The 22,912-nt window shown below is 69.2% G+C and carries 24 protein-coding genes and 1 tRNA gene; 10 read left to right on the top strand and 15 right to left on the bottom strand.

Features of this window, described 5'->3' with window-relative positions; translation table 11 throughout:
• The first annotated feature begins 23 nt into the window (after window positions 1–23).
• The 4 genes from RS85_RS12685 to RS85_RS12670 are packed head-to-tail and all read left to right on the top strand — an operon-like array spanning window position 24 to window position 2,978.
• Window positions 24–260 (top strand): exodeoxyribonuclease VII small subunit, encoded by a 237-nt coding sequence (locus RS85_RS12685; RefSeq protein ID WP_046013827.1) that lies wholly within the window; start codon window positions 24–26, stop codon window positions 258–260.
• Window positions 257–901, top strand: a complete 645-nt coding sequence (locus RS85_RS12680) for a DUF4245 family protein (protein WP_046013826.1) — start codon at window positions 257–259, stop codon at window positions 899–901. The genes RS85_RS12685 and RS85_RS12680 overlap by 4 nt, the downstream gene beginning before the upstream one ends.
• A complete protein-coding gene (locus RS85_RS12675) occupies window positions 898–1,587 on the top strand; it encodes a carbonic anhydrase (RefSeq protein ID WP_046013825.1) in 690 nt (229 codons plus the stop codon). The genes RS85_RS12680 and RS85_RS12675 overlap by 4 nt, the downstream gene beginning before the upstream one ends.
• Entirely contained in the window at window positions 1,584–2,978 is a 1,395-nt protein-coding gene (locus tag RS85_RS12670) for a class II fumarate hydratase (protein WP_046013824.1), read from the top strand. Before RS85_RS12675 ends, RS85_RS12670 begins: the two co-directional genes overlap by 4 nt.
• A 228-nt stretch (window positions 2,979–3,206) precedes the next feature.
• On the opposite strand, the gene RS85_RS12665 is transcribed toward RS85_RS12670, so the two are convergent.
• The 3 genes from RS85_RS12665 to RS85_RS12655 form a co-directional block, all read right to left on the bottom strand.
• Window positions 3,207–4,589, bottom strand: a complete 1,383-nt coding sequence (locus tag RS85_RS12665; RefSeq protein ID WP_046013823.1) for a PhoH family protein — start codon at window positions 4,587–4,589, stop codon at window positions 3,207–3,209.
• A gap of 158 nt (window positions 4,590–4,747) precedes the next feature.
• Entirely contained in the window at window positions 4,748–5,872 is a 1,125-nt protein-coding gene (locus RS85_RS12660; protein WP_046013822.1) for an aminotransferase class V-fold PLP-dependent enzyme, read from the bottom strand.
• A gap of 51 nt (window positions 5,873–5,923) precedes the next feature.
• Entirely contained in the window at window positions 5,924–6,703 is a 780-nt protein-coding gene (locus RS85_RS12655; protein ID WP_046013821.1) for an isoprenyl transferase, read from the bottom strand.
• A 97-nt stretch (window positions 6,704–6,800) separates the two neighbouring features.
• Between RS85_RS12655 and trhA the strand changes: the two genes are divergently transcribed.
• A complete protein-coding gene (gene trhA, locus RS85_RS12650; RefSeq protein ID WP_046013820.1) occupies window positions 6,801–7,529 on the top strand; it encodes a PAQR family membrane homeostasis protein TrhA in 729 nt (242 codons plus the stop codon).
• Between the two features lie 7 nt (window positions 7,530–7,536).
• Here trhA and RS85_RS12645 read toward each other — a convergent pair whose 3' ends face one another.
• Window positions 7,537–7,821, bottom strand: a complete 285-nt coding sequence (locus RS85_RS12645) for a hypothetical protein (protein ID WP_046013819.1) — start codon at window positions 7,819–7,821, stop codon at window positions 7,537–7,539.
• A gap of 67 nt (window positions 7,822–7,888) precedes the next feature.
• Between RS85_RS12645 and RS85_RS12640 the strand changes: the two genes are divergently transcribed.
• Together RS85_RS12640 and greA are read left to right on the top strand one after the other, a co-directional pair.
• Entirely contained in the window at window positions 7,889–8,275 is a 387-nt protein-coding gene (locus RS85_RS12640) for a DUF4307 domain-containing protein (protein ID WP_046013818.1), read from the top strand.
• A gap of 95 nt (window positions 8,276–8,370) precedes the next feature.
• A complete protein-coding gene (gene greA, locus RS85_RS12635; protein WP_046013817.1) occupies window positions 8,371–8,862 on the top strand; it encodes a transcription elongation factor GreA in 492 nt (163 codons plus the stop codon).
• 68 nt (window positions 8,863–8,930) lie between these two features.
• Here the strand turns inward: greA and ilvA are convergent, their stop codons facing one another.
• Both ilvA and RS85_RS12625 read right to left on the bottom strand, forming a co-directional pair.
• Window positions 8,931–10,160, bottom strand: coding sequence for a threonine ammonia-lyase (gene ilvA / locus RS85_RS12630; RefSeq protein ID WP_046013816.1), 1,230 nt, complete (start codon window positions 10,158–10,160; stop codon window positions 8,931–8,933).
• The gene (locus RS85_RS12625; protein ID WP_046013815.1) at window positions 10,157–11,353 is read right to left on the bottom strand and encodes an AI-2E family transporter; all 1,197 of its coding nucleotides are present in this window, start codon (window positions 11,351–11,353) and stop codon (window positions 10,157–10,159) included. The genes ilvA and RS85_RS12625 overlap by 4 nt, the downstream gene beginning before the upstream one ends.
• Window positions 11,354–11,422: 69 nt before the next feature.
• Here RS85_RS12625 and RS85_RS12620 point away from each other — a divergent pair, with 69 nt between their 5' ends.
• Both RS85_RS12620 and RS85_RS12615 read left to right on the top strand, forming a co-directional pair.
• The gene (locus RS85_RS12620) at window positions 11,423–12,682 is read left to right on the top strand and encodes a winged helix-turn-helix domain-containing protein (protein ID WP_046013814.1); all 1,260 of its coding nucleotides are present in this window, start codon (window positions 11,423–11,425) and stop codon (window positions 12,680–12,682) included.
• Entirely contained in the window at window positions 12,679–13,584 is a 906-nt protein-coding gene (locus RS85_RS12615; RefSeq protein ID WP_046013813.1) for a hypothetical protein, read from the top strand. The genes RS85_RS12620 and RS85_RS12615 overlap by 4 nt, the downstream gene beginning before the upstream one ends.
• Window positions 13,585–13,646: 62 nt before the next feature.
• Here RS85_RS12615 and RS85_RS12610 read toward each other — a convergent pair whose 3' ends face one another.
• The 3 genes from RS85_RS12610 to RS85_RS12600 form a co-directional block, all read right to left on the bottom strand.
• Window positions 13,647–14,213 (bottom strand): LemA family protein, encoded by a 567-nt coding sequence (locus RS85_RS12610; protein WP_046013812.1) that lies wholly within the window; start codon window positions 14,211–14,213, stop codon window positions 13,647–13,649.
• A gap of 94 nt (window positions 14,214–14,307) precedes the next feature.
• Window positions 14,308–15,621, bottom strand: a complete 1,314-nt coding sequence (locus RS85_RS12605; protein ID WP_046013811.1) for a D-arabinono-1,4-lactone oxidase — start codon at window positions 15,619–15,621, stop codon at window positions 14,308–14,310.
• Window positions 15,618–16,865, bottom strand: a complete 1,248-nt coding sequence (locus RS85_RS12600; protein WP_046013810.1) for an alanine racemase — start codon at window positions 16,863–16,865, stop codon at window positions 15,618–15,620. Before RS85_RS12600 ends, RS85_RS12605 begins: the two co-directional genes overlap by 4 nt.
• A gap of 87 nt (window positions 16,866–16,952) precedes the next feature.
• Between RS85_RS12600 and RS85_RS12595 the strand changes: the two genes are divergently transcribed.
• Window positions 16,953–17,028, top strand: a tRNA-Leu gene (locus tag RS85_RS12595).
• Between the two features lie 22 nt (window positions 17,029–17,050).
• Here the strand turns inward: RS85_RS12595 and RS85_RS12590 are convergent.
• From RS85_RS12590 to RS85_RS19285, 6 genes are all read right to left on the bottom strand, one after another.
• The gene (locus RS85_RS12590) at window positions 17,051–17,704 is read right to left on the bottom strand and encodes a DedA family protein (RefSeq protein ID WP_046013809.1); all 654 of its coding nucleotides are present in this window, start codon (window positions 17,702–17,704) and stop codon (window positions 17,051–17,053) included.
• 13 nt (window positions 17,705–17,717) lie between these two features.
• The gene (locus tag RS85_RS12585; protein ID WP_046013808.1) at window positions 17,718–18,608 is read right to left on the bottom strand and encodes a hypothetical protein; all 891 of its coding nucleotides are present in this window, start codon (window positions 18,606–18,608) and stop codon (window positions 17,718–17,720) included.
• A 276-nt stretch (window positions 18,609–18,884) separates the two neighbouring features.
• Entirely contained in the window at window positions 18,885–20,396 is a 1,512-nt protein-coding gene (locus RS85_RS12580) for an NAD(P)/FAD-dependent oxidoreductase (protein ID WP_046013971.1), read from the bottom strand.
• 38 nt (window positions 20,397–20,434) lie between these two features.
• Complete coding sequence (locus tag RS85_RS12575) at window positions 20,435–21,736, bottom strand: S8 family peptidase (protein ID WP_235282432.1); 1,302 nt, start codon at window positions 21,734–21,736, stop codon at window positions 20,435–20,437.
• Window positions 21,733–22,275, bottom strand: a complete 543-nt coding sequence (locus tag RS85_RS12570; protein WP_046013806.1) for a DUF501 domain-containing protein — start codon at window positions 22,273–22,275, stop codon at window positions 21,733–21,735. The genes RS85_RS12575 and RS85_RS12570 overlap by 4 nt, the downstream gene beginning before the upstream one ends.
• A gap of 43 nt (window positions 22,276–22,318) precedes the next feature.
• Window positions 22,319–22,888, bottom strand: coding sequence for an FtsB family cell division protein (locus tag RS85_RS19285; RefSeq protein WP_200894831.1), 570 nt, complete (start codon window positions 22,886–22,888; stop codon window positions 22,319–22,321).
• Window positions 22,889–22,912 lie beyond the last annotated feature (24 nt).

Below are 22,912 nucleotides of genomic sequence, written 5' to 3'. Positions count from 1 at the left end.
ATCGCACGCCGTAAGATGGAGGAGTGAGCGCTCTGAACGAGATCCCGGTCGAGACGCTGTCGTTCGAGGCAGCCCGCGATGAACTCGTCACCGTGGTCGCCGAACTCGAGCAGGGGTCCCCCACGCTCGAGCACTCGCTCGCACTGTGGGAGCGCGGCGAAGCACTCGCGGCCCGCTGCGAGGAGTGGCTGCTCGGCGCGAAGCGCCGCCTCGATGCCGCCCGGAACGCGGCATCCGACTCCGCCGGCGGCGCGTCGTGAGCAAGCAGGCGCCGATCGTCGCCGAGCTCGGTCGACCTGAGACTCCCGACGAGACCGCGGCGCGCAAGGCGGCTTCCAGCAAGGCGTACCGCGGCAGCCAGACCTTCCGGAACCTCGTCGCCGCGCTCCTGGTCACCGTCGCCGTCGTCGCCGTGATCATCTTCGCCGTGCCGCGTGGTGAGCCCGTGACCGCGGAGAAGATCGACGTGGCAGGCATCGCCGCCGGCGTCGAGTCCACCATGGATAGCCCTGCGATCGTCCCGGAGCTCGACGGATTCTGGCGTGTGAACGACGCGGAGCTGCAGAGCGGTGCGACCGTCGTCTGGGAGATCACTCTGGCTCCGGCCGCTGACGACGAGCGCGGCTTCATCAAGCTCGCTCAGGCGTTCGACGCCGACTCCTCGTGGGCCCCGCAGCGGCTCAACGGCAATGCCCCGACCGACGAGACGCGTATCGGCGGACTCGACTGGGACGTGTACGAGCTCGGCGACGCGACTGCGAACGCCAACATCAGCTACGCCATCGGCACGCAGGCCGGCGATGATTACGTGCTCCTCTACGGCTCTCGCTCGGCGGACTCGACCGCCGAGCTCGCCGAATCCCTCGTCCCGCAGATCCGTGCCCTCTCGGAGGCTCCATGACGAACACCCTCACCCCCGCCGCAGCCTGGCAGCAGATGCGCGAGGGGAACGCCCGTTTCGTGCACGATGAGCCCCAGCATCCCAACCAGGACGGTGCCCGCCGGCAGAACCTCGCAGCGGCGCAGCATCCGGTCGCCACGCTGTTCGGATGCTCCGACTCGCGCCTGGCCGCCGAGATCATCTTCGACCTCGGGCTGGGCGATCTGTTCGTCGTCCGCAACGCCGGTCAGGTGCTGGGCGAGTCGATCGTCGCGAGTCTCGAGTACGCCGTCGCCGTCCTGGAGGTTCCGCTCATCGTCGTGCTCGCGCATGACTCCTGCGGCGCCGTGCGCGCGGCGATCGACGGCACCGCCATCGATGCCGCCCCGCTTCCGCCGCACATCTGGCGACTGATCGCGCCGATCGTCCCCGCGGCGCGGAAGGTGCTGGCTGAGAACGGCGGCACCACCGTCGCGGAGATCGACGCCGAACTCGTCGGCGAAGAGCACCTGCGCAACACCGTGCGCGATCTGCTGCAGTCGTCCGAACTGATCAGCAGCGCCGTCGCCGAGGGCCGACTGGGCATCGTCGGCGCCAACTACCGTCTGGCCGAGGGCACCGCGACGCCGGTGATCACGGTCGGGATCGACACCGAGGACGACGCCATCGAGGGGTCCGCCCCCGCAACCAAGGAAGGTTCGGAATGACCGAGACTGAGTACCGCATCGAGCACGACACCATGGGCGAGGTGCGGGTGCCCGTGAACGCGCTCTACGGCGCGCAGACGCAGCGCGCGGTGGAGAACTTCCCGATCTCGGGCAAGGGGCTGGAGTCGACGCAGATCGCCGCCCTCGCACGCATCAAGAAGGCCGCCGCGCTCGCTAACAAGGAACTCGGCACCCTCGACGGCGCCATCGCCGACGCCATCGCCCAGGCCGCCGACCAGGTCGCTTCCGGCGCGCACGACGGCGAGTTCCCGGTCGACACGTACCAGACCGGCTCCGGCACGTCATCGAACATGAACATGAACGAGGTGCTCGCGACGCTCGCGACCCGCATCCTCGGTGCGAACGTGCATCCGAACGACCACGTGAACGCGTCGCAGTCGTCGAACGACGTGTTCCCGACCTCGGTGCACATCGCTGTCACCCAGGCCCTCATCGACACCCTGATCCCCGCGCTCGACCACCTCGCCGTCGCCCTCGAGGCGAAGGCGGAGCTCTGGAAAGACGCCGTCAAGTCCGGCCGCACCCACCTCATGGACGCGACGCCGGTGACGCTCGGACAGGAGTTCGGCGGCTACGCCCGCCAGATCCGTCTGGGCATCGAGCGTGTGCAGTCGGCCCTCCCCCGGGTCGCCGAGGTCCCGCTGGGCGGCACCGCCGTCGGCACCGGCATCAACACCCCGCTCGGCTTCCCCCAGAAGGTCATCGCGCTGCTCGCGGCCGAGACCGAGCTGCCCATCACCGAGGCGAAGGATCATTTCGAGGCGCAGGCCAACCGCGACGGACTCGTCGAGGCCTCTGGCGCGCTGCGCACGATCGCGGTCTCGCTGACCAAGATCAACAACGACCTGCGCTGGATGGGCTCCGGTCCGAACACGGGCCTCGGCGAGCTGCACATCCCCGACCTGCAGCCCGGTTCGTCGATCATGCCCGGCAAGGTCAACCCGGTCGTCCCCGAAGCCGTGTTGATGGTGTGCGCGCGCGTGATCGGCAACGACGCGACGGTCGCCTGGGCCGGAGCATCCGGTTCCTTCGAGCTGAACGTCGCGATCCCGGTGATGGGCACCGCACTGCTGGAGTCGATTCGCCTGCTGTCGAACGCCTCGCGAGTCCTGGCCGACAAGACCATCGACGGCCTGCGGGCGAACGTCGAGCGCGCCGCGGCCTTCGCCGGCATGAGCCCGTCGATCGTGACCCCGCTCAACAAGCTCATCGGCTACGAGGCTGCGGCGAAGATCGCCAAGCACTCGGTCGCCAAGGGCATCACCGTGCGCGACGCCGTGATCGACCTCGGCTACGTCGAGCGCGGAGACCTCACGCTCGAGCAGCTCGACGAGAAGCTCGACCTGCTCTCGATGACGCACCCCGGCTGAGCCCGGACACAGTACGGCGGATGCCGCGGGGCCCTGGGCCTCGCGGCATCCGCCATTCTTCTGTCGTGGCGGCGTCCTCATCTGCAGGATGGATCGACAGTTGCAGGTCGATTCCGCCGATATCGACCTGCAGACCGCATTCGCGCCTGCAGAACGTGCCGAGACCCGCGCGCGGTACGCAAGAGAGCGGATGCCGGTGCGAACCGGCATCCGCTCCTTTGCAACTCGTCAGCTGAGCTCTCCGCCCTCCAGGAGCTCGGTGACGAGAGCTGCGATCGCCGATCGCTCGGAGCGCATCAGGGTCACGTGTCCGAACAGGTCGTGCCCCTTCAGCGTCTCGATCACGCTGGCGATGCCGTCGTGCCGCCCCACGCGGAGGTTGTCGCGCTGGCCGACGTCGTGCGTCAGGATCACCCGGGAGTTCTGACCCATGCGGCTGAGCACGGTCAGCAGCACGTTGCGCTCCAGCGACTGCGCCTCGTCGACGATCACGAACGCGTCGTGCAGGGAGCGGCCGCGGATGTGCGTCAGCGGAAGCACCTCGAGCAGTCCGCGCTCGATGACCTCTTCGACGACGTTGCCCGACACGACCGAGCCGAGCGTGTCGAACACGGCCTGACCCCACGGGCCCATCTTCTCGCCCTGGTCGCCGGGAAGGTAGCCGAGCTCCTGCCCGCCGACCGCGAACAGCGGGCGGAACACGATGATCTTCTTCTGCTGCTGCCGTTCGAGCACCGCTTCGAGTCCGGCGCACAGCGCGAGCGCCGACTTCCCGGTGCCGGCGCGGCCGCCGAGCGAGACGATCCCGACCTCCTGGTCGAGCAGCAGATCGATCGCGATGCGCTGCTCGGCGGAACGTCCGTGCATGCCGAAGATGTCTCGGTCACCGCGGACGAGGCGGTACTCGCCGTCACCGGTGATCCTGCCGAGCGCCGAACCGCGCTCCGAATGGATGATGAGTCCGGTGTTCACCGGGATTCCCCTGGCATCCTCGCTGATCCCGACTTCGCTCTCGTAGAGATCGCTGATGTCATCGCCCGAGAGATCGAGGGTCGAGATACCGGTCCACCCGGAGTCCACGGCCTGCTCGGCGAGATACTCCTCGGCACGGATGCCCAGGGATGCCGCCTTCACGCGCATCGGGAGGTCCTTCGAGACGATCGTGACGTCCTGTCCGTCCTGCGCGAGGTGCATGGCGACCGAGAGGATGCGGGTGTCGTTGTCGCTCAGCCGGATCCCGGCCGGCAGCACCGACGGATCGGTGTTGGCGAGTTCGACGCGAAGCGTTCCACCCTCGCCGACCTCCACCGGGAAGTCGAGACGGCCGTGCTCGATGCGCAGGTCGTCGAGGTGCCGCAGCGCCTGGCGGGCGAAGTAGCCGATCTCGGGATCGTGGCGCTTGCCCTCGAGTTCGGTGATCACGACCACGGGCACCACCACCGAGTGCTCGGCGAACCGGAAGAACGCCTGCGGATCACTCAGCAGCACCGAGGTGTCGAGCACATAGGTGCGCAGGTCCTGGTCCGGTTCGAGGGACGAGGCACCCCTCGTCGTCTTGCGCGTGGACTGCTGCGCGGTGCTGATGGACTGCTGCGCTGTACGTGTGGTCACGACCCACTCCCGACCCGGGGATGATCCCCGCCAGAGTACGAGTCGACCTGGGGCCACGAGTCGTCAACCGGAAGGCCGACTCGACCGGGCTCCTTGCCCGATGCCTAGAACGTACGACCACGCGGCGACTTAAGCGTGCGTCGACACGCGGACGATTCTTACGCGTTGATGAACGTCTCGTTTCCGAATGCGCCGAGCGCATCGTCCAGCTGCTGGAGTGTGGCGTCATCCGTCCCGGCATGAGCCGCGACCCGCACGGCGGAACCCCGCGCCGTCACGACGACTCCGGCGTTCGCGAGCGCCGCCGCCAGGCGGGCGGGCTCCTCCGGCGAGAGCGCGACGATGCCCGCCCTGGACGCGTGCTCGCGCGGCGAGCTCACCGCGATCGCGTGGCGGTCGGCGATCTCGAGGATTGTGTCGACGTGCTCGGCGATCCGCCCTTCGATGTGCGCGACGCCGGCGTCGCGCACATCGCGCACGCCGATCGCGAGCCGCCCGGCGGCGAGCGTGTCGGGCTGGCTCACGGTGAACGCCTGAGCGGATGCCGTCGGCACCTGCAGCTCGTCGATGGAAAGCGCCCGGGTCCCGGCGATGCCGGACAGCACCGGCACGATCCGCTCCCTGGCCCGCGGCGCGAACCACGCGAACGCACTGCCGCGGCCGGCCCGCAGCCACTTGTACCCGTGACCGACCACGATGTCGGCCGCGGTGTAGTCCTCGTCGACGACGCCGAACGACTGCACCGCGTCGACGATGAGCAGCCGATCGGGTCCGATCAGCTCGCGCAGGGCCGCGAGGTCCGCACGGAAGCCGGTGCGGAAGTCGACGTGGCTGACGACGAGCGCCGTGACCTCGTCGTCGAGGGCCCCGGCGACGGCATCCGGGGTCATGCGGCCATCGGCGGGGGTCACCCATCGCGGAGTCAGCGCGCGGTTCGACGCCGCCGCCGCACGGTCGAGGGTCAGGCTCACACTCGGGAACTCAGCGGCGCTCGCGATGACCGTGCCCGACAACCCGTAGAACGCGTGCATGAGCCCCTGCGTGGAAGAAGGCTGCAGGGTGACATCCGCCGCCTCGGCGCCGAGCAGCTCTCCGACGAGCTCCTGCGCCTGCCCGACCCGCTCCCGCACCAGAGACAGGGATGAGGGCCGCCCGCTGCCCAGCAGGTCGGCGTCGGCGAAGACCTCTGCACGCACGGAGGGCGAGAGCGGACCGAATGCGGCCCAGTTCAAGTAGCCGGATTCATTGTCGAACGTGGCGACGTAGTCCTCGAAAGTGCTCACCGCGTCATTGTGGCACGGGCCAAGACGGCGCGGCGGCGCCCGACCGCGAGGTCAGCGGCCGAAGCGGCGGTCGCGATCCGCGAAGTCGCGGATGGCGCGAAGGAAGTCGACCTGACGGAGGTCCGGCCCGAGGGCCTCGACGAAGTAGAACTCGCTGTGCGCGCTCTGCCACAGCAGGAAATCGCTGAGCCGCTGCTCACCGCTGGTACGGATCACGAGGTCGGGGTCCGGCTGGCCCCCGGTGTAGAGGTGCTCGCCGATCATCTCCGGCGTCAGGTGTGCCGCGAGGTCTTCCAGCGTGCCGCCGGAGGCCTCGTGCTTCGCGACGATGCTGCGCACGGCGTCGACGATCTCGTGGCGCCCGCCGTAACCGACAGCCAGGTTCACGTGGAGTCCGGTGTGGCTCCGGGTGCGCTCCTCGGCATCCGCGAGCACACGGGCGAGCTCCTGCGGCAGGATGTCGGATCGCCCCACGTGCTGCACGCGCCAGTTCTCCTCGCGCGACACCGCCTCCGCGAGCTCGGCGATGATCTCGATGAGGTCGGCGAGCTCCGCCGAGTCGCGCTTGCGCAGATTGTCGCTGGACAGCAGATAGAGCGACACGACCCGCACGCCCAGCTCGTCGCACCAGCCGAGGAACTCGCGCATCTTGGCGGCGCCTGCTCGGTGCCCCTCTGCGGGCGTCTCGTAGCCGAGCTGCCGTGCCCACCGCCGGTTGCCGTCGATCATCATCGCCACATGGTGCGGCACGGACGCCGGATCCAGATGGCGTCGCAGCCGGCTGGTGTAGAGCCGATACAGCGGTCCGCGCCCCGGGCTCTCGCGTGACATCACTCACCTACGCTACAGCGTCGGACCCTCGCGCACGGTGTGGGGCGGCTGAGCGTATGTGCCCGTCACAGCATGCGCGCGCGTTTAGAGTGAGCACGTGAGCACTTCCGACCCTTCCGAAGACGACCTCCCCCAGCTGCCGCTCCTCGACGAGGCGGAATCAGAGGCGGGCGCCGAGATCCGGCCGACCTGGCGTGGATGGATCCACGCCGGCATCTTCCCGGTGGCGCTGGTCGCGGGAATCGTGCTGATCCTCGTCGCGCAGGGCGGGGCGGCGAAGTGGGCGGCGGCGGTGTTCATGACGAGCTCCCTGCTGCTGTTCGGCAATTCCGCGCTCTACCACCGCTTCGACTGGTCGCCGAAGGTCAAGCTCACCCTGAAGCGCATCGACCACGCCAACATCTTCCTGCTGATCGCCGGAACCTACACGCCGCTCGCGGTACTGGCGCTCCCGCCCGCGAAGGGCAGTCTGCTGCTCGCGCTGGTCTGGGGTGGGACCGTGGTCGGGATCCTGTTCCGCGTCTTCTGGATCCATGCCCCGCGCTGGCTCTACGTCGCGCTGTACCTGCTGATGGGGTGGGCGGCCGTGATGTTCATGGCGGATCTGTTCGTGGCGAACGCCACGATGATGGTCCTCGTGATCGTCGGCGGCCTGCTGTACACGGGCGGGGCCATCGTCTACGCCATGAAGAAGCCCAATCCGTGGCCGGGCCGTTTCGGCTTCCATGAGATCTTCCACGCGTGCACGGTGCTCGCGTTCCTGAGCCACTGGTTCGCCTGCCTGCTGATCACGCTCGAGCCGCTCAGCCCTTCGCTGGGCGCCTGACCAGCGCTCAGGTCGGGCGCGGGTCGTCGTCGCCTTCGCGGGTGATCGGCAGATCGGCGTCGGCCTCCGTCGCCTGGTCAGCGGCACGCGCGGCCTCTTCGGCATCCAGTTCGTCGCGCACCTCTTCGCGGTAGCGGACGCGACGAATGCGGCGGTTCATGTCCCAGATGAGGAGGATCACCGCGATGACGATGACGATGATCACGGCGAAGCCGATGAAGCCGGGAGACACGGCCTCGGGCGCCACCGTCATGGTGGGCGTCGGCATCGGAGTCTCGGACAGAGAACGCATGTGTCGGCCTTTCCTACGCAGGTCGCATAACCTGGTAGCACCAGCCTAACGACCGGAAGACCGCCCCGTGACGACAGCAGAAGAGCTCGACGAACGTTATGGACGAACGCGCACGCGCCGGACGCCGTGGATCATCGCGGGTGTCGTCGCGCTGCTCGCCGTCGGGGCGTTCGGCTGGATGATCGCCGCTCAGTCGATGAACTCGGCGGGCGCCGACGATCTGGGATTCGTGCTCGTCGACGAGCACACCGTCGACGTCCGATTCCAGGTCAGCGGCGTGCAGGGCAAGGACGTCGTGTGCGTGGTCGAGGCGCTCGATGAGGAGTTCGGCGTCGTGGGTTGGAAGGTCGTCGAGATCCCCGCCGGAGACAGCCACGCGCAGGCGCTTTCCGTTTCTGTTCCCACGGTCGCCGCCGCCACCACAGGTTTGGTGAACACCTGCTGGGTCGCCTAGACTCGTCGCAGACAGACGACGCCCTGGCAACGTGCCGGGGCGTCTTGGCATATCCCCCGCAGTACGCCGGTGGGACCGAAAGAAGGAGCTTCGTCATGTCCACCGACGCTCAGGTTCCCTTCCTCACGCAGGAAGCATATGACCGGCTCGTCGCCGAGCTGGAGCACCTGTCCACCACCGGCCGCGATGAGATCGCCAAACGCATCGAGGCCGCCCGTGAAGAGGGCGACCTCAAGGAGAACGGCGGCTATCACGCCGCCAAAGACGAGCAGGGCAAGCAGGAGGCTCGCATCCGCACCCTCGAAGGTCTGCTGAAGACCGCGAAGGTCGGCGAGGCCCCCGCGAGCCGCGGCATCGTCGAGCCCGGCACGGTCGTGACGGCGCTCGTCGCCGGCGGCGAAGAGGTCTTCCTCCTCGGCAGCCGCGAGATCGCGGCAGGCGGCAGCGACCTCGACGTGTACAGCGAAGCGAGCCCCCTCGGCCAGGCCATCCTCGGACTCAAAGTCGGCGAGAAGTCGTCCTACGAGGCGCCCAACGGCCGCTCCATCGCCGTGGAGATCGTGAACGTCGAGACGTACACGGGCTGACCCTCCCGACACCTGAAGCGCCCCGGTATCCGAGGAGCGGATGCCGGGGCGCTTCAGGTGTGCCCGAGTCAGTCGGGAACGACGAGGGGTTCGAAGCCCGCGCGACGCAGGGTGTCGAGGGTGTGCTCCGAGTGCTCCGGGCCGCGGGTCTCGACGCTCAGCTCGAGGATGACCTCGCTGATCTGCAGTCCATGACCGTGCCGGGTGTGCATCGCTTCGATGACGTTGGCACCGGCCTCGGCGATGAGCTCGGAGACGCGGGCGAGCTGGCCCGGCCGGTCGGGCAGCGGCACGCGGATCGTGAGATAGCGTCCGGAGGCCGCGAGCCCGTGCGAGACGACGCGCTGCAGCAGGAGCGGGTCGATGTTCCCGCCGGACAGGACCGCCATGGTCGTTCCGGTTCCCGTGATCTTGCCGGCGAGGATCGCGGCCACGCCGGCGGCACCCGCAGGCTCCACGACGACCTTCGCCTGCTCGAGCAGCACGAGGATCGCCCGGGCGAGGTCGTCGTCGGACACCGTGACAACCTCGTCGACCAGGTCCTTGATGATGTCGAACGGGATGGCGCCGGGGCGCGCGACGAGGATGCCGTCGGCGATGGTCGGGCGGGTCACGATGTCGACGGGCTCACCTGCAGCGAGCGACGGCGGCATCGCAGCGGCATTCTCGGCCTGCACCCCGACGACCCGGACCGTGCGTCCGAGTTCGGCGGCCCGTGCCTTGACCGCGGCAGCGACGCCGGCGATGAGGCCTCCCCCGCCGATGCCGAGGACGATCGTGTCGACATCCGGTGCGTCCTCGAGCAGCTCGAGACCCAGCGTGCCCTGCCCGATGATGACGTCGCGGTGGTCGAACGGGTGGATCAGCATCGCACCCGTGCGCTCCGAGAACTCCGCCGCGAGGCGCAGTGAGGTCGCGACCGTCTCGCCTTCCAGGACGACCTCGGCGCCGTACCCGCGAGTGGCGAGGAGCTTCGGCACCGGTACGCCCAGCGGCATGAAGATGGTGGCCGGGATGCCGAGCGCCTGAGCGGCGAGCGCGACGCCCTGGGCGTGGTTCCCGGCGGATGCCGCCACGACGCCGCGAGACCGCTCCTCGGCGCTGAGCTTCGAGAGCCGGTAGGCCGCGCCGCGGATCTTGAACGAGCCGGTCCGCTGCAGGTTCTCCATCTTCAGCAGCACGGGGGCGCCGAGCACGTCGGACAGTGCGCGTGAAGGCAGCGTCGGCGTGTGGGAGATCACCTCAGCCAGGCTCTGAGCCGCGTCCTCGAACTCGGAAAGGCTGGGGACTGTGCTCATCGATTCCTCCGCTGCCGCTCGCGCGGCACTGTGCTCCAGATCAAGTCTCCGCGTGGGACGTCGCCCGTGCGCCACGATCCCGAACTCAGGGTCACGGCGGCCACGTTCACGAACGCCGCCAGCGGCACGGCGAAGAGCGCACCGGGGATGCCGGCGATCATCGCGCCACCGGCGACGACCAGCACGACGGCCAGCGGGTGGACCTTCACGGCCGAGCCCATCATGATCGGCTGGAGGATGTGGCCCTCGATCTGCTGCACGGCCAGCACGACGAGAAGCATGAACAGCGCGATCAGCGGCCCGTTGTAGACGAGCGCGAGGAAGACGGCGACGGCGCCCGTGGCGACCGCACCGACGATCGGGATGAACGAGCCGAGGAAGACGAGAACAGCGACCGGGAGGGCGAGCGGCACCTGCAGCAGGAAGGCGCCGAGCCCGATGCCGATGGCGTCGATGGTCGCGACGAACAGTTGCGTCCTGGCGTAGTTGACGATCGTCCGCCAGCCGTTGCGGGCTGCGCCGTCGACGGCCGGCCGCGCGTCGCGCGGGAACAGCTTGACCGTCCAGCGCCAGATACCTCCGCCGTCCGCCAGCAGGCAGATGAGGCTGAACAGCGCGAGGAGGGCTCCGGTCAGGACATGACCCAGGGTGGTGCCGATCGCCAGCGCTCCGGAGAGCAGCGCCTGCGTCTGCTCTTCGATCATGGCGAGACCCTGATCGATGTAGTCGGCGATCTGCTTGTCGGACAGCTGCAGGGGACCTTCGTGGAGCCAGACCTGGAAGTCATCGATGGCGGTGGCGGTGCTCGCCTGCACGGCAGGCAGCTCCAACCGGACCTGCCAGACCACGAGCCAGACGAGCCCGGCGACGATCGCGGCGGTGCCGATGAGAGACAGGGCGATCGCTGACCAGCGCGGGAACCGGTGGCGCAGCATCCACTCGAACGCCGGCCACAGCAGCGCCGTGATGAGGATGGCTACCATGAGCGGGATCACGAGCAGCTTCAGCAGCATCACCAGCCAGATGAAGACGCCGATGGCCGCCGCGATGAGGAGCAGACGCCACGCGTATGCGGCGGTGATCCGGAGTCGGGGAGGCACGGCTTCGTCGGCCTGGGTCGTGACGGTGCGGTCGGTGGAGACCGGGCGCGGGCGGAACAGGTCTCGCAGCCGGGGTCGCTGGTCCTCGCTCATCGCCCAAGTCTATTGCGGTCGCCGGTCTCCTCTCGACGCGATGTCGTAGGCCGGGGATACGCTGACGACGTGACAGACACCCTCAGTCCCGCCCAGGCACGCCGCATCGCCCTGGCCGCTCAGGGGTTCGGTCGTGCACGCCCGACAACCGTGTCCTCACGCCATGTCCATCGGGTGATGGAGCGCCTCGGCGTGCTGCAGATCGACTCGGTCAACGTGTTCGCGCGCTCGCACTATCTCCCACTGTTCTCGCGGCTCGGCGCCTACGAGCCCGCTCTGCTCGATCGCGTCTTCCTCGCACGCACCACGCATTATGTCGAGTACCTCGCCCACGAGGCCACGTTCATCCCGATCGAGGACTGGCCGCTGTGGCGGTTCCGCATGGACGACTTCCGTCGCCGGTGGGCCGGCCCCGATTCCTGGCTGAGTTCCAACGCCCGCACCGTCCAGTGGGTGCAAGACGAGTTGCGCACCCGCGGCCCGCTCCGCCCGGCCGATCTGCGGGCGGACGCACCGAGAGAGCGCGGCACCTGGTGGGACTGGGACGAGGTCAAGCTGGCACTCGAACATCTCTGGAGGATCGGCGATGTGGCGGTGAGCGGCCGCCGACGTTTCGAGCGGTCGTATGCGCTCGCCGAGCACGTGATCCCCGAAGCGATCCTGTCTCGAGAGGTCTCGCGGACAGATGCGATCCGCGAGCTCACGCGGCGTGCGGCGCGGTCGAGCGGCGTCGCGACGCAGTCCGACCTCGCCGACTACTACCGCATCAGGGATCGCGGCGCCGTCGCGCAGTCGATCGCCGACCTCGCCGATGCGGGGGAGCTCGAACCTGTACAGGTCCGCGGGTGGGAGCGCGGCGGTCGCCCGATACCCGCCTGGCGGCACCGCGATGCCGTCCTCCCCCGGAAGATCGATGCCGCCGCGATCCTGACGCCGTTCGATCCGGTGGTCTGGTTCCGTGATCGCGCCCTCCGCGCCTTCGACCTGGACTACCGCATCGAGATCTACGTTCCCGCGGAGAAGCGCCGGTTCGGGTACTACTCGCTTCCGGTCCTGGTCGGCGACCGCATCGTCGCACGAGTCGACCTGAAGGCGGAGCGCGTGACGTCCACGTTGCAGGTGCAGTCGGCGTGGTGGGAGCCGCAGGCGCGGCCCGACGACGCCGAGAGGATCGCGGCCGAACTCGCTCTCGCCGCGTCGTGGCAGGGACTGCAGCGCATCTCGGTCTCGGGATGGGGAGACGCGACCGGTGCGATCCATGACGCCCTGCGCGCTCGCGCCGATTCGTCGACCCTCCGCCACCTGCACGCCAGAGAGACCGTGACATGACACGGCGGCGATGGTGGCTGATCGGAGTGACCGCGGCGCTCGTGGTCGCTGCGGTCATCGGAGTGGTGATCTGGCAGACCGCGAGCCGCCCGGCCACGGCGGAAGACGCGGTGGTCGCCTACCTTCGCGCGCTCGCCTCCGGCGATGCCGCGGCTGTCGAGGCCACGCGAATGGAGGTGTCGGCGACAGCGCTCGACGCGTTCACGGCGGCGAGCGAGCTCATCGAAGATCCCGAGGTCACCTCCGTGCGCGAGGTCACCCCCGGCGAGGCGACCGCCGACGTCTCGTTCACACTCGGCGAGGAAGAACGGACGGCGGAACTCGCGCTCGAGCGCGTCGACGGACGGTGGATCGTCGATCCTTCCGCGCTCGGCACGATGACGGCGACGGCCGCGATCGGGTCGTTCGTCGGCATCGGCGCAGCGACGTTCGCCGTCGGCGAGGCGACGTCGCTCCTCCCCGCCGAGTATGCGGTGACCGCGGCCCCCTCCTCGATCCTCGATGGAAAGAGCACGCTGCTTGTCCTTCCCGGCGAGAGCGCCGAGATCACCGTCGACGCCACGCTTGGACCTGAGGCGACGGACGCCGCGCAGCAGCAGCTCGACGAGCACCTCGAAGCCTGCACGGCTCCGGCGAGCACGATGCCCGATACGTGCGGCATCCGGATCCCCTGGGGCACGGAGTTCCGCGCGGTTTCCGACATCCGCTACCGCATCGAGCAGACGCCCTCGATCGCTCTCACCGCAGATGCGTTCATGGCCGCAGGGGGCGTGCTCGTCGCCACGGTGACCGGAACCGGGCAGGACGGATCAGCGCGGACGACGACTTACCGCACGGAAGACTGGGGACTGCGAGGTGATGTCCGGTTCACGGAAGACGGGCTGACGCTCTCGGTGTGGTGAGGGCGGAGTCCGTGTCAGGTTTCGACTCGCTGCTCTCGCTCGACCCTGATGCGCAGAGCGCATCAGAACTGGACGCGCGGCGGTTCGGAGATGGCGCCGCTGTCGGCGACCTCGAAGAACTCGCGCTCGGTGAAACCGAGGCCCTTGGCGAAGAGGTTGTTCGGGAACACCTTGATCTTGGTGTTCAGCTCGCGCACGCCACCGTTGTAGAAACGGCGCGCAGCCTGGATCTTGTCTTCGGTGTCGACGATCGACTGCTGCAGCTGAAGGAAGTTCTGGCTCGCCTGCAACTGGGGATACGCCTCGGCCACGGCGAAGAGGCTGCGCAGCGCCTGCTGCAGGTGCCCTTCCGCAATACCCGCCTCGCCAGGGCCGCCCGCAGACAGGGTCTCCGCGCGCGCACGGGTGACGTTCTCGAACACGGCCTTCTCATGTGAGGCGTAGCCCTTGACCGTCTCGATGAGGTTGGGAATGAGGTCGGCTCGTCGCTTGAGCTGCACCGTGATGCCGCTCCATGCCTCATCGACGCGGACGTTCAGCTGCACCAGTGAGTTGTACGTGGCCCAGAGATAGATGCCGACGAGCAGGATCACTCCGACGACGATCAGCACTGGCACGAGCCATTCCATCAGAGGCCCACCCTTCCTCGTGTTTCTCTCATCCTAGACGGGCTGTCTGCACGTGTACTGGGGATGGCGCGGGTTCGCGCACGCCGATCCGGTCTCAGTCGCCGAGGACGCGCTCGAGGTAGCGGTTGCCGAACCGGCGGTCGGGGTCGAGCCGGTCGCGCACGGCGAGGAAGTCGTCGAATCGCGGGTACCGCTCACGCAGCGTCTCCGCGCTCTGAGTGTGCAGCTTCCCCCAGTGCGGGCGCCCGTAGTGCTCGCGCATGATCGCCTCGACTGCCTCGAAGTACTCCGTCGGGTCGGCGCGCCAGTAACGGTGCACGGCGATGTACGCGCTGTCTCGACCGTGGGCGGTGGACAGCCAACGGTCGTCTGCGGCAGCGAAGCGCACCTCGACGGGGAACTCGATGCGCCAGCCGCGCCGATCGATGAGCGCGCGCACGGCTCGGAAGGCCGCGACGGCGTTCTCGGCGGGGATCGCGTACTCCGACTCACGGAAGCGCACCGTGCGGCTCTGGGTGAGCACGCGATGCGACCGGTCCGTGTACTCGCGGTCACCCGTGAGCTTGACCGCCAATCTGCTGAAGGGCGGAGTGACGGCAGGAACGATCTGCCCGGCGGCGCACACGGCCCGGTAGACGCCGTTGGAGAGCAGTGTCTCGTCGATCCACTTCCCCAACAACGGCAGCGGCTTGCGCACGGCCGACTCCGGCAGCCGCGTCTGTCTTTTCGTGAGGGCGACCTCGGTGTGCGGGAACCAGTAGAACTCGAAATGATCGGATGCCGCGACGTGATCTTCGATGCCCTCCAGCACGTCCTCCAGCGGCAGCGGCTCGTCGACGGCATGCATGACGAATGCGGGGACGCACTGGAGGGTGACCTCGACGATGATGCCGAGGGCGCCGAGCCCGAGCGCCGCGGCAGGCAGGAGTTCGCTGTTCTGGTGCTCATCGATGCGCAGGAACTCGCCGGCTGCAGTGACCATCGTGACTCCGACGACCTGGGTCGCGAGGCCCCCGAAGCCCGCACCAGTACCGTGTGTCCCCGTGGAGATCGCACCGGAGATCGACTGCCGATCGATGTCTCCGAGGTTCTGCATCGCGAGCCCGTAGGGGGCGAGGAGCGCCGGAATCCGATGCAGCCGGGTGCCGGCGAGCAGGTTGGCGCGTCCGGTGACGGCATCCGCGGAGATCAGCCCCTGCATGTCGTCGAGTTCCAGCAGCACGCCGGGCGCGACCGCGATGCCGGTGAAGCTGTGCCCGGCCCCGACGGCTTTCACCGTGAGTCCGTGCGTCACAGCGGCGATGACCGCGCGCTGCACGCCCTCCGGACTTCGAGGACGCTCCACGCGCACGGGACGGACGGATGCCGAGCGCGCCCAGTTCTGCCAGGTGCCGCCGATCCTCGTCACAGGAAGGCCTTCCCCTCGCCGCGGTAGGTCGGCAGCTCGTCGACGATCTCGTCTCCGGACACCAGGTGATACCTCTCGATACGCTCCGCCGGCTCGCCGCTCTTCGCGTGCCGGAACCAGACCCGGTCCCCCACCCCGAGACTGGCCGCCGCCGATCCCTGCAAGGGTGTCTGCACCTCGCCGGCGGCTTCGCGCGGCAGCGTGTGCAGGCCCTGTGGCCACACGGGCTTCGGCTGCCGCAAGGCCACGGCAGGACCGGAGGCGATCCAGCCGCCGCCGAGCACGGTCGCGATATCCGCAGCGGGCCGCCGCACGACGTCGAACGCGAAAGCCGACGCCGGAGCCGGCTGGAAGGATCGGTACCCGTCGAACAGGTGCCCGCCGAGGAGTCCGCTGCCCGCGCTCGCCTCGGTGAGGGATTCGTCGCTTCCGGTGAACTCGAGCGATCCGGTGCCGCCGCCGTTGAGGAACTCCATCGGTGCGAGCGCCGTGACCGCATCGACGATCGCCGCCCGGCGTTCCCGCAGTTCGGTGCGCGAGCGCGCCTGCACCATGCGGATGAGGGGCGCGTCGGAGCCGGCGTCGTCGCCCTGCCCGGCGATCTGCGCGTCATACATCTGCAAGCCGACGAGCCGGAAGCCGGGTCGCGAGATGACCTTGCGGGCGAAGGCCGCGACCTCGCCCGCGGTGTAGAGCGCGGAGCGACGAACACCGATGTGGCCGAGGAGTGAGGACTTCCACGACGCGTCCACGTCGATGGCGACACGGATCTCCGGTCGGCGCCCGGGCGCGGTCACACTGTCGATCAGGTCGAGGTGCGCGAGATCGTCGACCATGAGCGTGATGCGCCCTGCTGCCTGCTCGTCCGCGAACAGCGCCTCGAGGCTGGCCCTGTCGACGGTCGGGTAGGCGAGGACGATGTCGTCGTGGGCCTCGGCCAGCCAGAGCGCTTCCGCCAGCGTGAAGGCCAGGATGCCGCGATACCCCGGGAGTTCGAGCACGGCATCCAGCACCGCGCGCACGCGCAACGACTTCGAGGCGACCCGGATGGGCAGACCGCCCGAGCGCACCAGCATGTCCATGGCGTTGTACCGCAGCGCCTCCAGGTCGATCACCGCGACCGGGGCAGAAAGATGTTGCGTGGCAGCCGACAGCCTCGGCCAGTACCGAGCCGGATCCTGCCACTCGGGAGCGACCGCGGGGGCACCCGCAACGGGGCTCAGTTCTTCAGTGAGGTCGAGCACTCCCCCACCTTAGAGCTTCGATGCACTCAGGATCACGCCCGACGGCACCCCGTCGCACGAGTCGGTCTCGGTAGGCTGACAACCAGGGCCCCCGTAGCCCAATGGCAGAGGCAGGCGACTTAAAATCGCTTCAGTCTGGGTTCGAGTCCCAGCGGGGGCACCACGACGCGCCGGATGCCGTCGGCTCACCCCTCCTGCTCGTCGGGCGAGCGCCGGGCACCCGCCGCCTCGCGCACCCGCCGCACGATCAGCACCGCGAGCGCGACGGCGATGGCGGTGTAGACCACGTAGTCGAGGTAGCCGAGGTACTGCTCCAACCGCTCGTGCTGGGTACCGAGTGCGGCGCCGACACCGAGCAGCAGGGTGTTCCAGAGGCCGCTTCCGATGATCGTGCAGATGCTGAACCTCAGGATGCCCATGCGCGACGCACCGGCCGGGATCGAGATGAGGCTGCGCACCCCCGGCACCATCCGCCCGACGAGCACCGTCCAGCCACCGCTCCGCGCGAACCAGGCAGAACCGCGTTCCAGATCAATCCGGCTGACCAGCCTCGTCGCGGCGAGCAGACGGATGGCCCGCTCCATGCCGATCGCCGCACCCAGCCAGTAGAGCAGCATCGCGCCGAGCCACGACGCCAGCGTGCTCCAGAAGACGAGCCAACCGAGCGTGAGCTCGCCGCTCTGACTGAGGTATCCCGCGAACGGCAGGATCACTTCGCTCGGGATCGGAGGTACGAGCACCTCGAGGAAGACGAGCACGCCGACCCCGATGTCGCCGAGAGAAGTGAGGAGATCGGCGGCGAAGCCGGTGAGGCCGCTGAAGCCGCTGTCTGAAGCCATCCGCACGCCTTGCTCAGCGCCCGAAGATGTCGCCGAGTCCCGGGATGCCGAGATCGCCGAGCTGCTCTCCCCAGCCGGTGGCGGTCTCGCCGACTCCGGACACCGTCTCGCCGGCTGATCCGAGCAACTCCTCCGCACCGCCCGAGATGCCCTCGACGTCCACACCCGAGGCGATGGCCTCGAGGTCCACGCCTTCGGCCAGCGCGGTGAAGTCGACCCCGAGCCCCGCAGCCTGTTCCAGCAGCGGGCCGGCCACCGTGCTGAGCACCGCTCCCCCGGCGACCGCACCGAGGACGCCGACGGCGGCGCCTCCGGCCATGACCGCCGCGCCGCCGGCACCGCCGCCCCGCACGCGCGAGAGCAGTCCGCGCATCCGTCCAGGGCGCATCGCCTCGGCACGCCCGGCCGCCCGCGCGAGGTCGTCCGGCGACGACGAACGCGGGCGCTCCCCCGGCTCGAGCTCGGCGCGCATCCGCTCTTCCACCAGCGTCCGCTGCGTAGGCGTCAGACGCGCGAAGGCGTCGCGGTGGATCTGCTCGACGCGCTGCGGGTCCGCGGTCTTCAGCAGGTAGTCGTAGCGGGCGATCGCGGCGCGATCCGCGTCGCTCGTTGCGGTTCGAGCAGACGATCCGGCCTGCGATCCCGACCCGGGAGGGGGCGGCGGCGCGTACGGATCCGCGGCATCTGACGGCGACGCGGGAACGGTCGCGGGTGCCCCGGTGGCGCGAGGCGCAGCATCCGACGGTCCTCTGACAGCGCCGACGGCACCCCGCAGCATTCCGCTCCAGTCGGTCGACCCCTGGCGGTCGGAAGGACGGTCGGCGGGGCGATCGCCGCGCCCTGACCCGGCGTTCTTCTCGAGAGCGTCGGACGCGATGCTGATCAGGCGGGAGAGCTTTCCCATGGGTGGTCCTTTCGTGGAGCGGTGCGGACCACCCGGGTTCCACGACGTCGGACGACGGCAAGGACGAGGCAGCCCGCGGAGCGGGCGCCAAGGTCTCCTCCACCCTCACGGGCCGACGGGCCGGGACACGACTTCATATCCGTAATGACGACACCGCCGCAGACGGGAGTACTCCCCTTGCGCGCTCGACACTATCGACCGCGCCTATGCGTCCCCTCCATGCGAACAGCCCTCCCGGGAAACGGAAGGGCTGTTCGATGCGGCGGGCACGACGCGTTACTTGGCGGCGACCTTCTCAGCGGTCGGCTTCTTCGCGGCAGGCTTCTTCGCGGCGGGCTTCTTCGCGGGAGCGTCGTCCGTGACCGGCTCGTCAGCATCCGGGGTCTTCTCGGCGGCGGCGATCGTCGTCGCCGGCTCCGACGAGTGGGATCCGGGCAAGGCGGGAGCAGCGGGTGCCGCAGGGGCTGCGGCGCGCGGACGAGCGGCGAACTCCTCGAAGACGTAGCGCGGGTTCTGCACCGTCTCGAGGTTCACCAGGTCGCGGCCGAGCCACAGGTTGTTCCACCAGCCCCAGACGACGCGGAACTTGCGCTCCCACGTCGGCATCGCGAGGCCGTGGTAACCGCGGTGAGCCACCCAGGCCACGAAGCCCTTGAGCGCGATCTTGCCGGACTGGAAGACGCCGTTGTAGAGGCCGAGACCGGCTACGGCGCCCAGGTTCTTGTGGAAGTATTCGCGGGGCTCCTCGCCGCGGAGCACCGCGACGATGTTCTTCGCGAGCAGCTTCGCCTGGCGCACGGCGTGCTGTGCGTTCGGCACGCAGAAGCCGCCGACACCGCCACCGGAGAGGTCGGGCACGGCGGAGACGTCGCCGGCCGCCCAGGCGCCCTCGACGAAGGCCTCGGGGGTGCCGACGCGCAGGTCGGCGCGGGTCTGGATGCGACCGCGCTCCTCGACGGGCAGGTCACCGCCGCGGACGACGGTCGGGTTGGCCATGACACCGGCGGTCCACACGATCAGGTCGGTCGGGAGGACCTCGCCGCTCGAGAGCTCGACGTTGCCGTCGACCGCGCTGGTCAGCTGCGTGTCGAGGTGCACGAAGGCACCGCGCTTGGCGAGATCCTTCAGAACCCACTCGCTGGTCTTCAGCGACACCTCGGGCATGATGCGGCCCATCGCCTCGATGAGGTGGAAGTGCGTGTCGTCGAACGTCAGCTGCGGGTACTTCGAGACCAGCGACGAGGCGAGCGAGCGCAGCTCGGCGAACACCTCGATGCCGGCGAAGCCGCCGCCGACCACGATGACCGTGAGCAGGCGGTCGCGCTCGGGGCCGGCCGGCAGGGACGCCGCCTTGTCGAAGTTCGACATGAGACGGTCGCGGATCGCGACGGCCTCTTCGATGGTCTTGAGCCCGATGGCGTTGTCGGCGATGCCCGGGATCGGGAAGGTGCGCGACACGGCGCCTGCGGTCACGACGATCTGGTCGTACGCGAACTCGTACGGCTCGCCGAGCGGCGGGGTGATGGTCGCGGTCTTCTGCGCGTGGTTGATGTTGGTCACCTTCGCGGTGACCACGTTCGTGCGCTTCAGATGGCGGCGGTGCGCGACCACGGAGTGGCGTGCCTCGATCGAGCCGGCGGCGACCTCGGGGAGGAACGGCTGGTACGTCATGTACGGCAGCGGGTCGACCATGGTCACCTCGGCCTCGCCCTTGCGCAGGTGCTTTTCGAGCTTCCACGCGCTGTAGAAGCCCGCGTAACCTCCACCGACGATCAGGATCTTGGGCACAGTGGTGTTCTGAGGCACAGGGGAACTACTCCTCGGAGTCAGGAATTTGGCGTACGAGATACGCGCGCCGATCGGATGCGCCGGGCAGCTGCGGTGACGCCAAGCGCTATCAGGATACCAGGGACCGTGAGCGCGATCAGCGGAAGGGTACCGTAGCGCAGTGAATCAGCGCTGGGAAGCAGCGGGGAACCGGCTTCGGTCGGCGCATCGGCATCCGGAAGCGGCGGAACGGCCACCGGAGTCAGGGTCGGCTCGGGCTGCGGCTCGCTCTTCGCGCGACGGAAGTAGTGGATCCACTCGGCCAGGTCGCCCATGGGATTCTTGTCCACCGATGGGATGTCGGCGGAGATCGCCGCAGCCGCGTCGATGAGCCCATAGCCGTAGAGAGGGTCCTTCGGCTTCACTGCGTCCTGCACCGGAATCGCGGTCTTGATGATGCGGTTGATCACGTCGATCGCCTTGATGTCCGGGTGGGCGGACCGGATGAGGGCCGCGACACCCGCGACGATCGGGGCCGCGCCGCTCGTCCCGCTCCACGAGACGACCTCGCCGTCGGCGGAGACGCCGAGCAGTCCCTCGCTGGGCGCCGAGATGCCGATCGTGATGCCCTGCGTCGAGGCTTCGATGCTCGCCGTGCCGGTCTGGTCGACGCCGCCCACGGTCAGAACACCCGGAATGGTGGCAGGGGCGCCGATGATGTTCGTCCCGCTCCCCCGGTTGCCCGCAGCCACCACGACCACGACGTCGTTCTCGAAGGCGTAGAGGAACGCGTCGTCCCAGCTCTCGTCCCAGTCGAGGGTGTTGGTGGTGAAGGAGAGGTTGATGACATCGGCGCCGTTGTCGACCGCCCAGCGCATCGCCTTCGCGACCTGCTCCGTGAACGGCACCGCGGCGGCCGCGCCGAAGCCCACCGAGATCGAGAGAAGGTTCGCCTCGGGGGCGACGCCGATCATGCCCGTCCCGTCCGGCGCTCCTCGTCCCGCGGCGAGCGACGCCACCCAGGAGCCGTGGTTGCCGTCGACCGCGCCGACCGGCGTGCGTCCGTCGGAGGTACCTGTTCCGGAGACGTCCGTTCCCCCGACGACGGCATCGCCGAACGTCTGCGGCACCTTCCCGATGCCGGTGTCGATCACGGCGATCGTGACGCCGTCGCCGCGCGTCGTCTGCCAGGCATCGCGGATGCGGGCGCCGTCGAGCCAGTACTCCGACGCGCGCACCGGATCGGACGGATCATCCGGAACCGGAACCGGCGCCGGCGGCGCCGTCGCCCCCAGGAGCAGGACGGATGCCGCCACCACCGCGAGTGCGGTGACGCTCCGCAGCATCCGACGCGTGGTCATGCCGATCGCGTCGCCTCTTCGCGGGTCGCCGCGCCGGGGTCTTCGCAGCGACAGACCGACGGCGTCCAGGTCGACCGCTCGAGAGCCGCGTCCCCGATCGGATTCACCCCGGGACCGGCGGCGAGCGCGTGACCGGCGAGCGCATGCAGGCACTTGACGCGCGTGGGCATGCCGCCGGCCGAGATGCCGTCGATCTCCGGCACTTCGCCGAACAGACCGCGATCGGCCAGGTAGGCCTCATGCGCTGCGAGGTAGGCGGCGGCCACGTCGTCGTCGTCAGCGAGGAGACCAGCCAGCTCCGGCATCACCTGGGTGGCCTCGAGCGTAGACATCGCCGCCGTCGCTGCCGGGTGCGTCAGGTAGTAGAAGGTCGGGAAGGGCGTGCCGTCCGCAAGGCGCGGCGTCGTGGCGACCACCGTGGGATTGCCGCACGCGCACCGGGCTGCGATGCCGACCACTCCGCGTGCGGGCCGGCCGAGCTGAGCCGACACGACGGCGAGCTCGGCGGGCGTGGGAGCGGGGAACGGCGGCGTGGTCACCCCACCAGCGTAGGGGAGCCGCCAGGGAGGATGCTCGGAGCGATCACTCCGGAACGACGGCCGCCGTGTCGCTCAGGCCTGCCGAGACGATGGTGCGCAGCAGCTGCGGCATCCAATCCGCCGGCTTCTCCTCGAGCGTGTCGCTGACTGGCTCCTGCTCCCGCGGAAGCGCCGAGGGGTCGAGGTCGTTGTCGATCAGGTACACGACCTCGCCCGGCTTCACGTAGTACAGGCGCTCGCGGGCTTGCGTGGTGATGTAGGCCGGGTCGCTCCAGCGTTCACGTTCGGCGATGAGCGCATCGATCTCGTCTTCGCTGACCTGCACCGACGCCTCCAGCGCGGCGATCTTCTGGCGCTGGTCGATGAAGGTCCCGAGCGTCGGGACGAGCACCCAGGCACCCAGCACGACGAGCGACAACATGATGACGGAGAAGGCGGAGAGACGGATGCCGGTGGCCCACTCGCGCACATCGACGCGCTGTGCGCTTCCTCGGGTCCCGGCCGGAGCCGCGGCGCCCGCGGGCTTCGTCTTCGCGCGCCCCTTCTTCGACGCCGCAGGCGGAGGCGCCGTCGGCTTCCGAGACGCCGAAGGAGGAGCCGGTCGTCGTGCCACGGCTCCTCCTTCGGTCACCGCTCG

It is taken from the genome of Microbacterium sp. SA39 (assembly GCF_000967865.1).
GTDB lineage: Bacteria > Actinomycetota > Actinomycetes > Actinomycetales > Microbacteriaceae > Microbacterium.
This window is presented reverse-complemented; position numbering and strand designations above follow the sequence as displayed.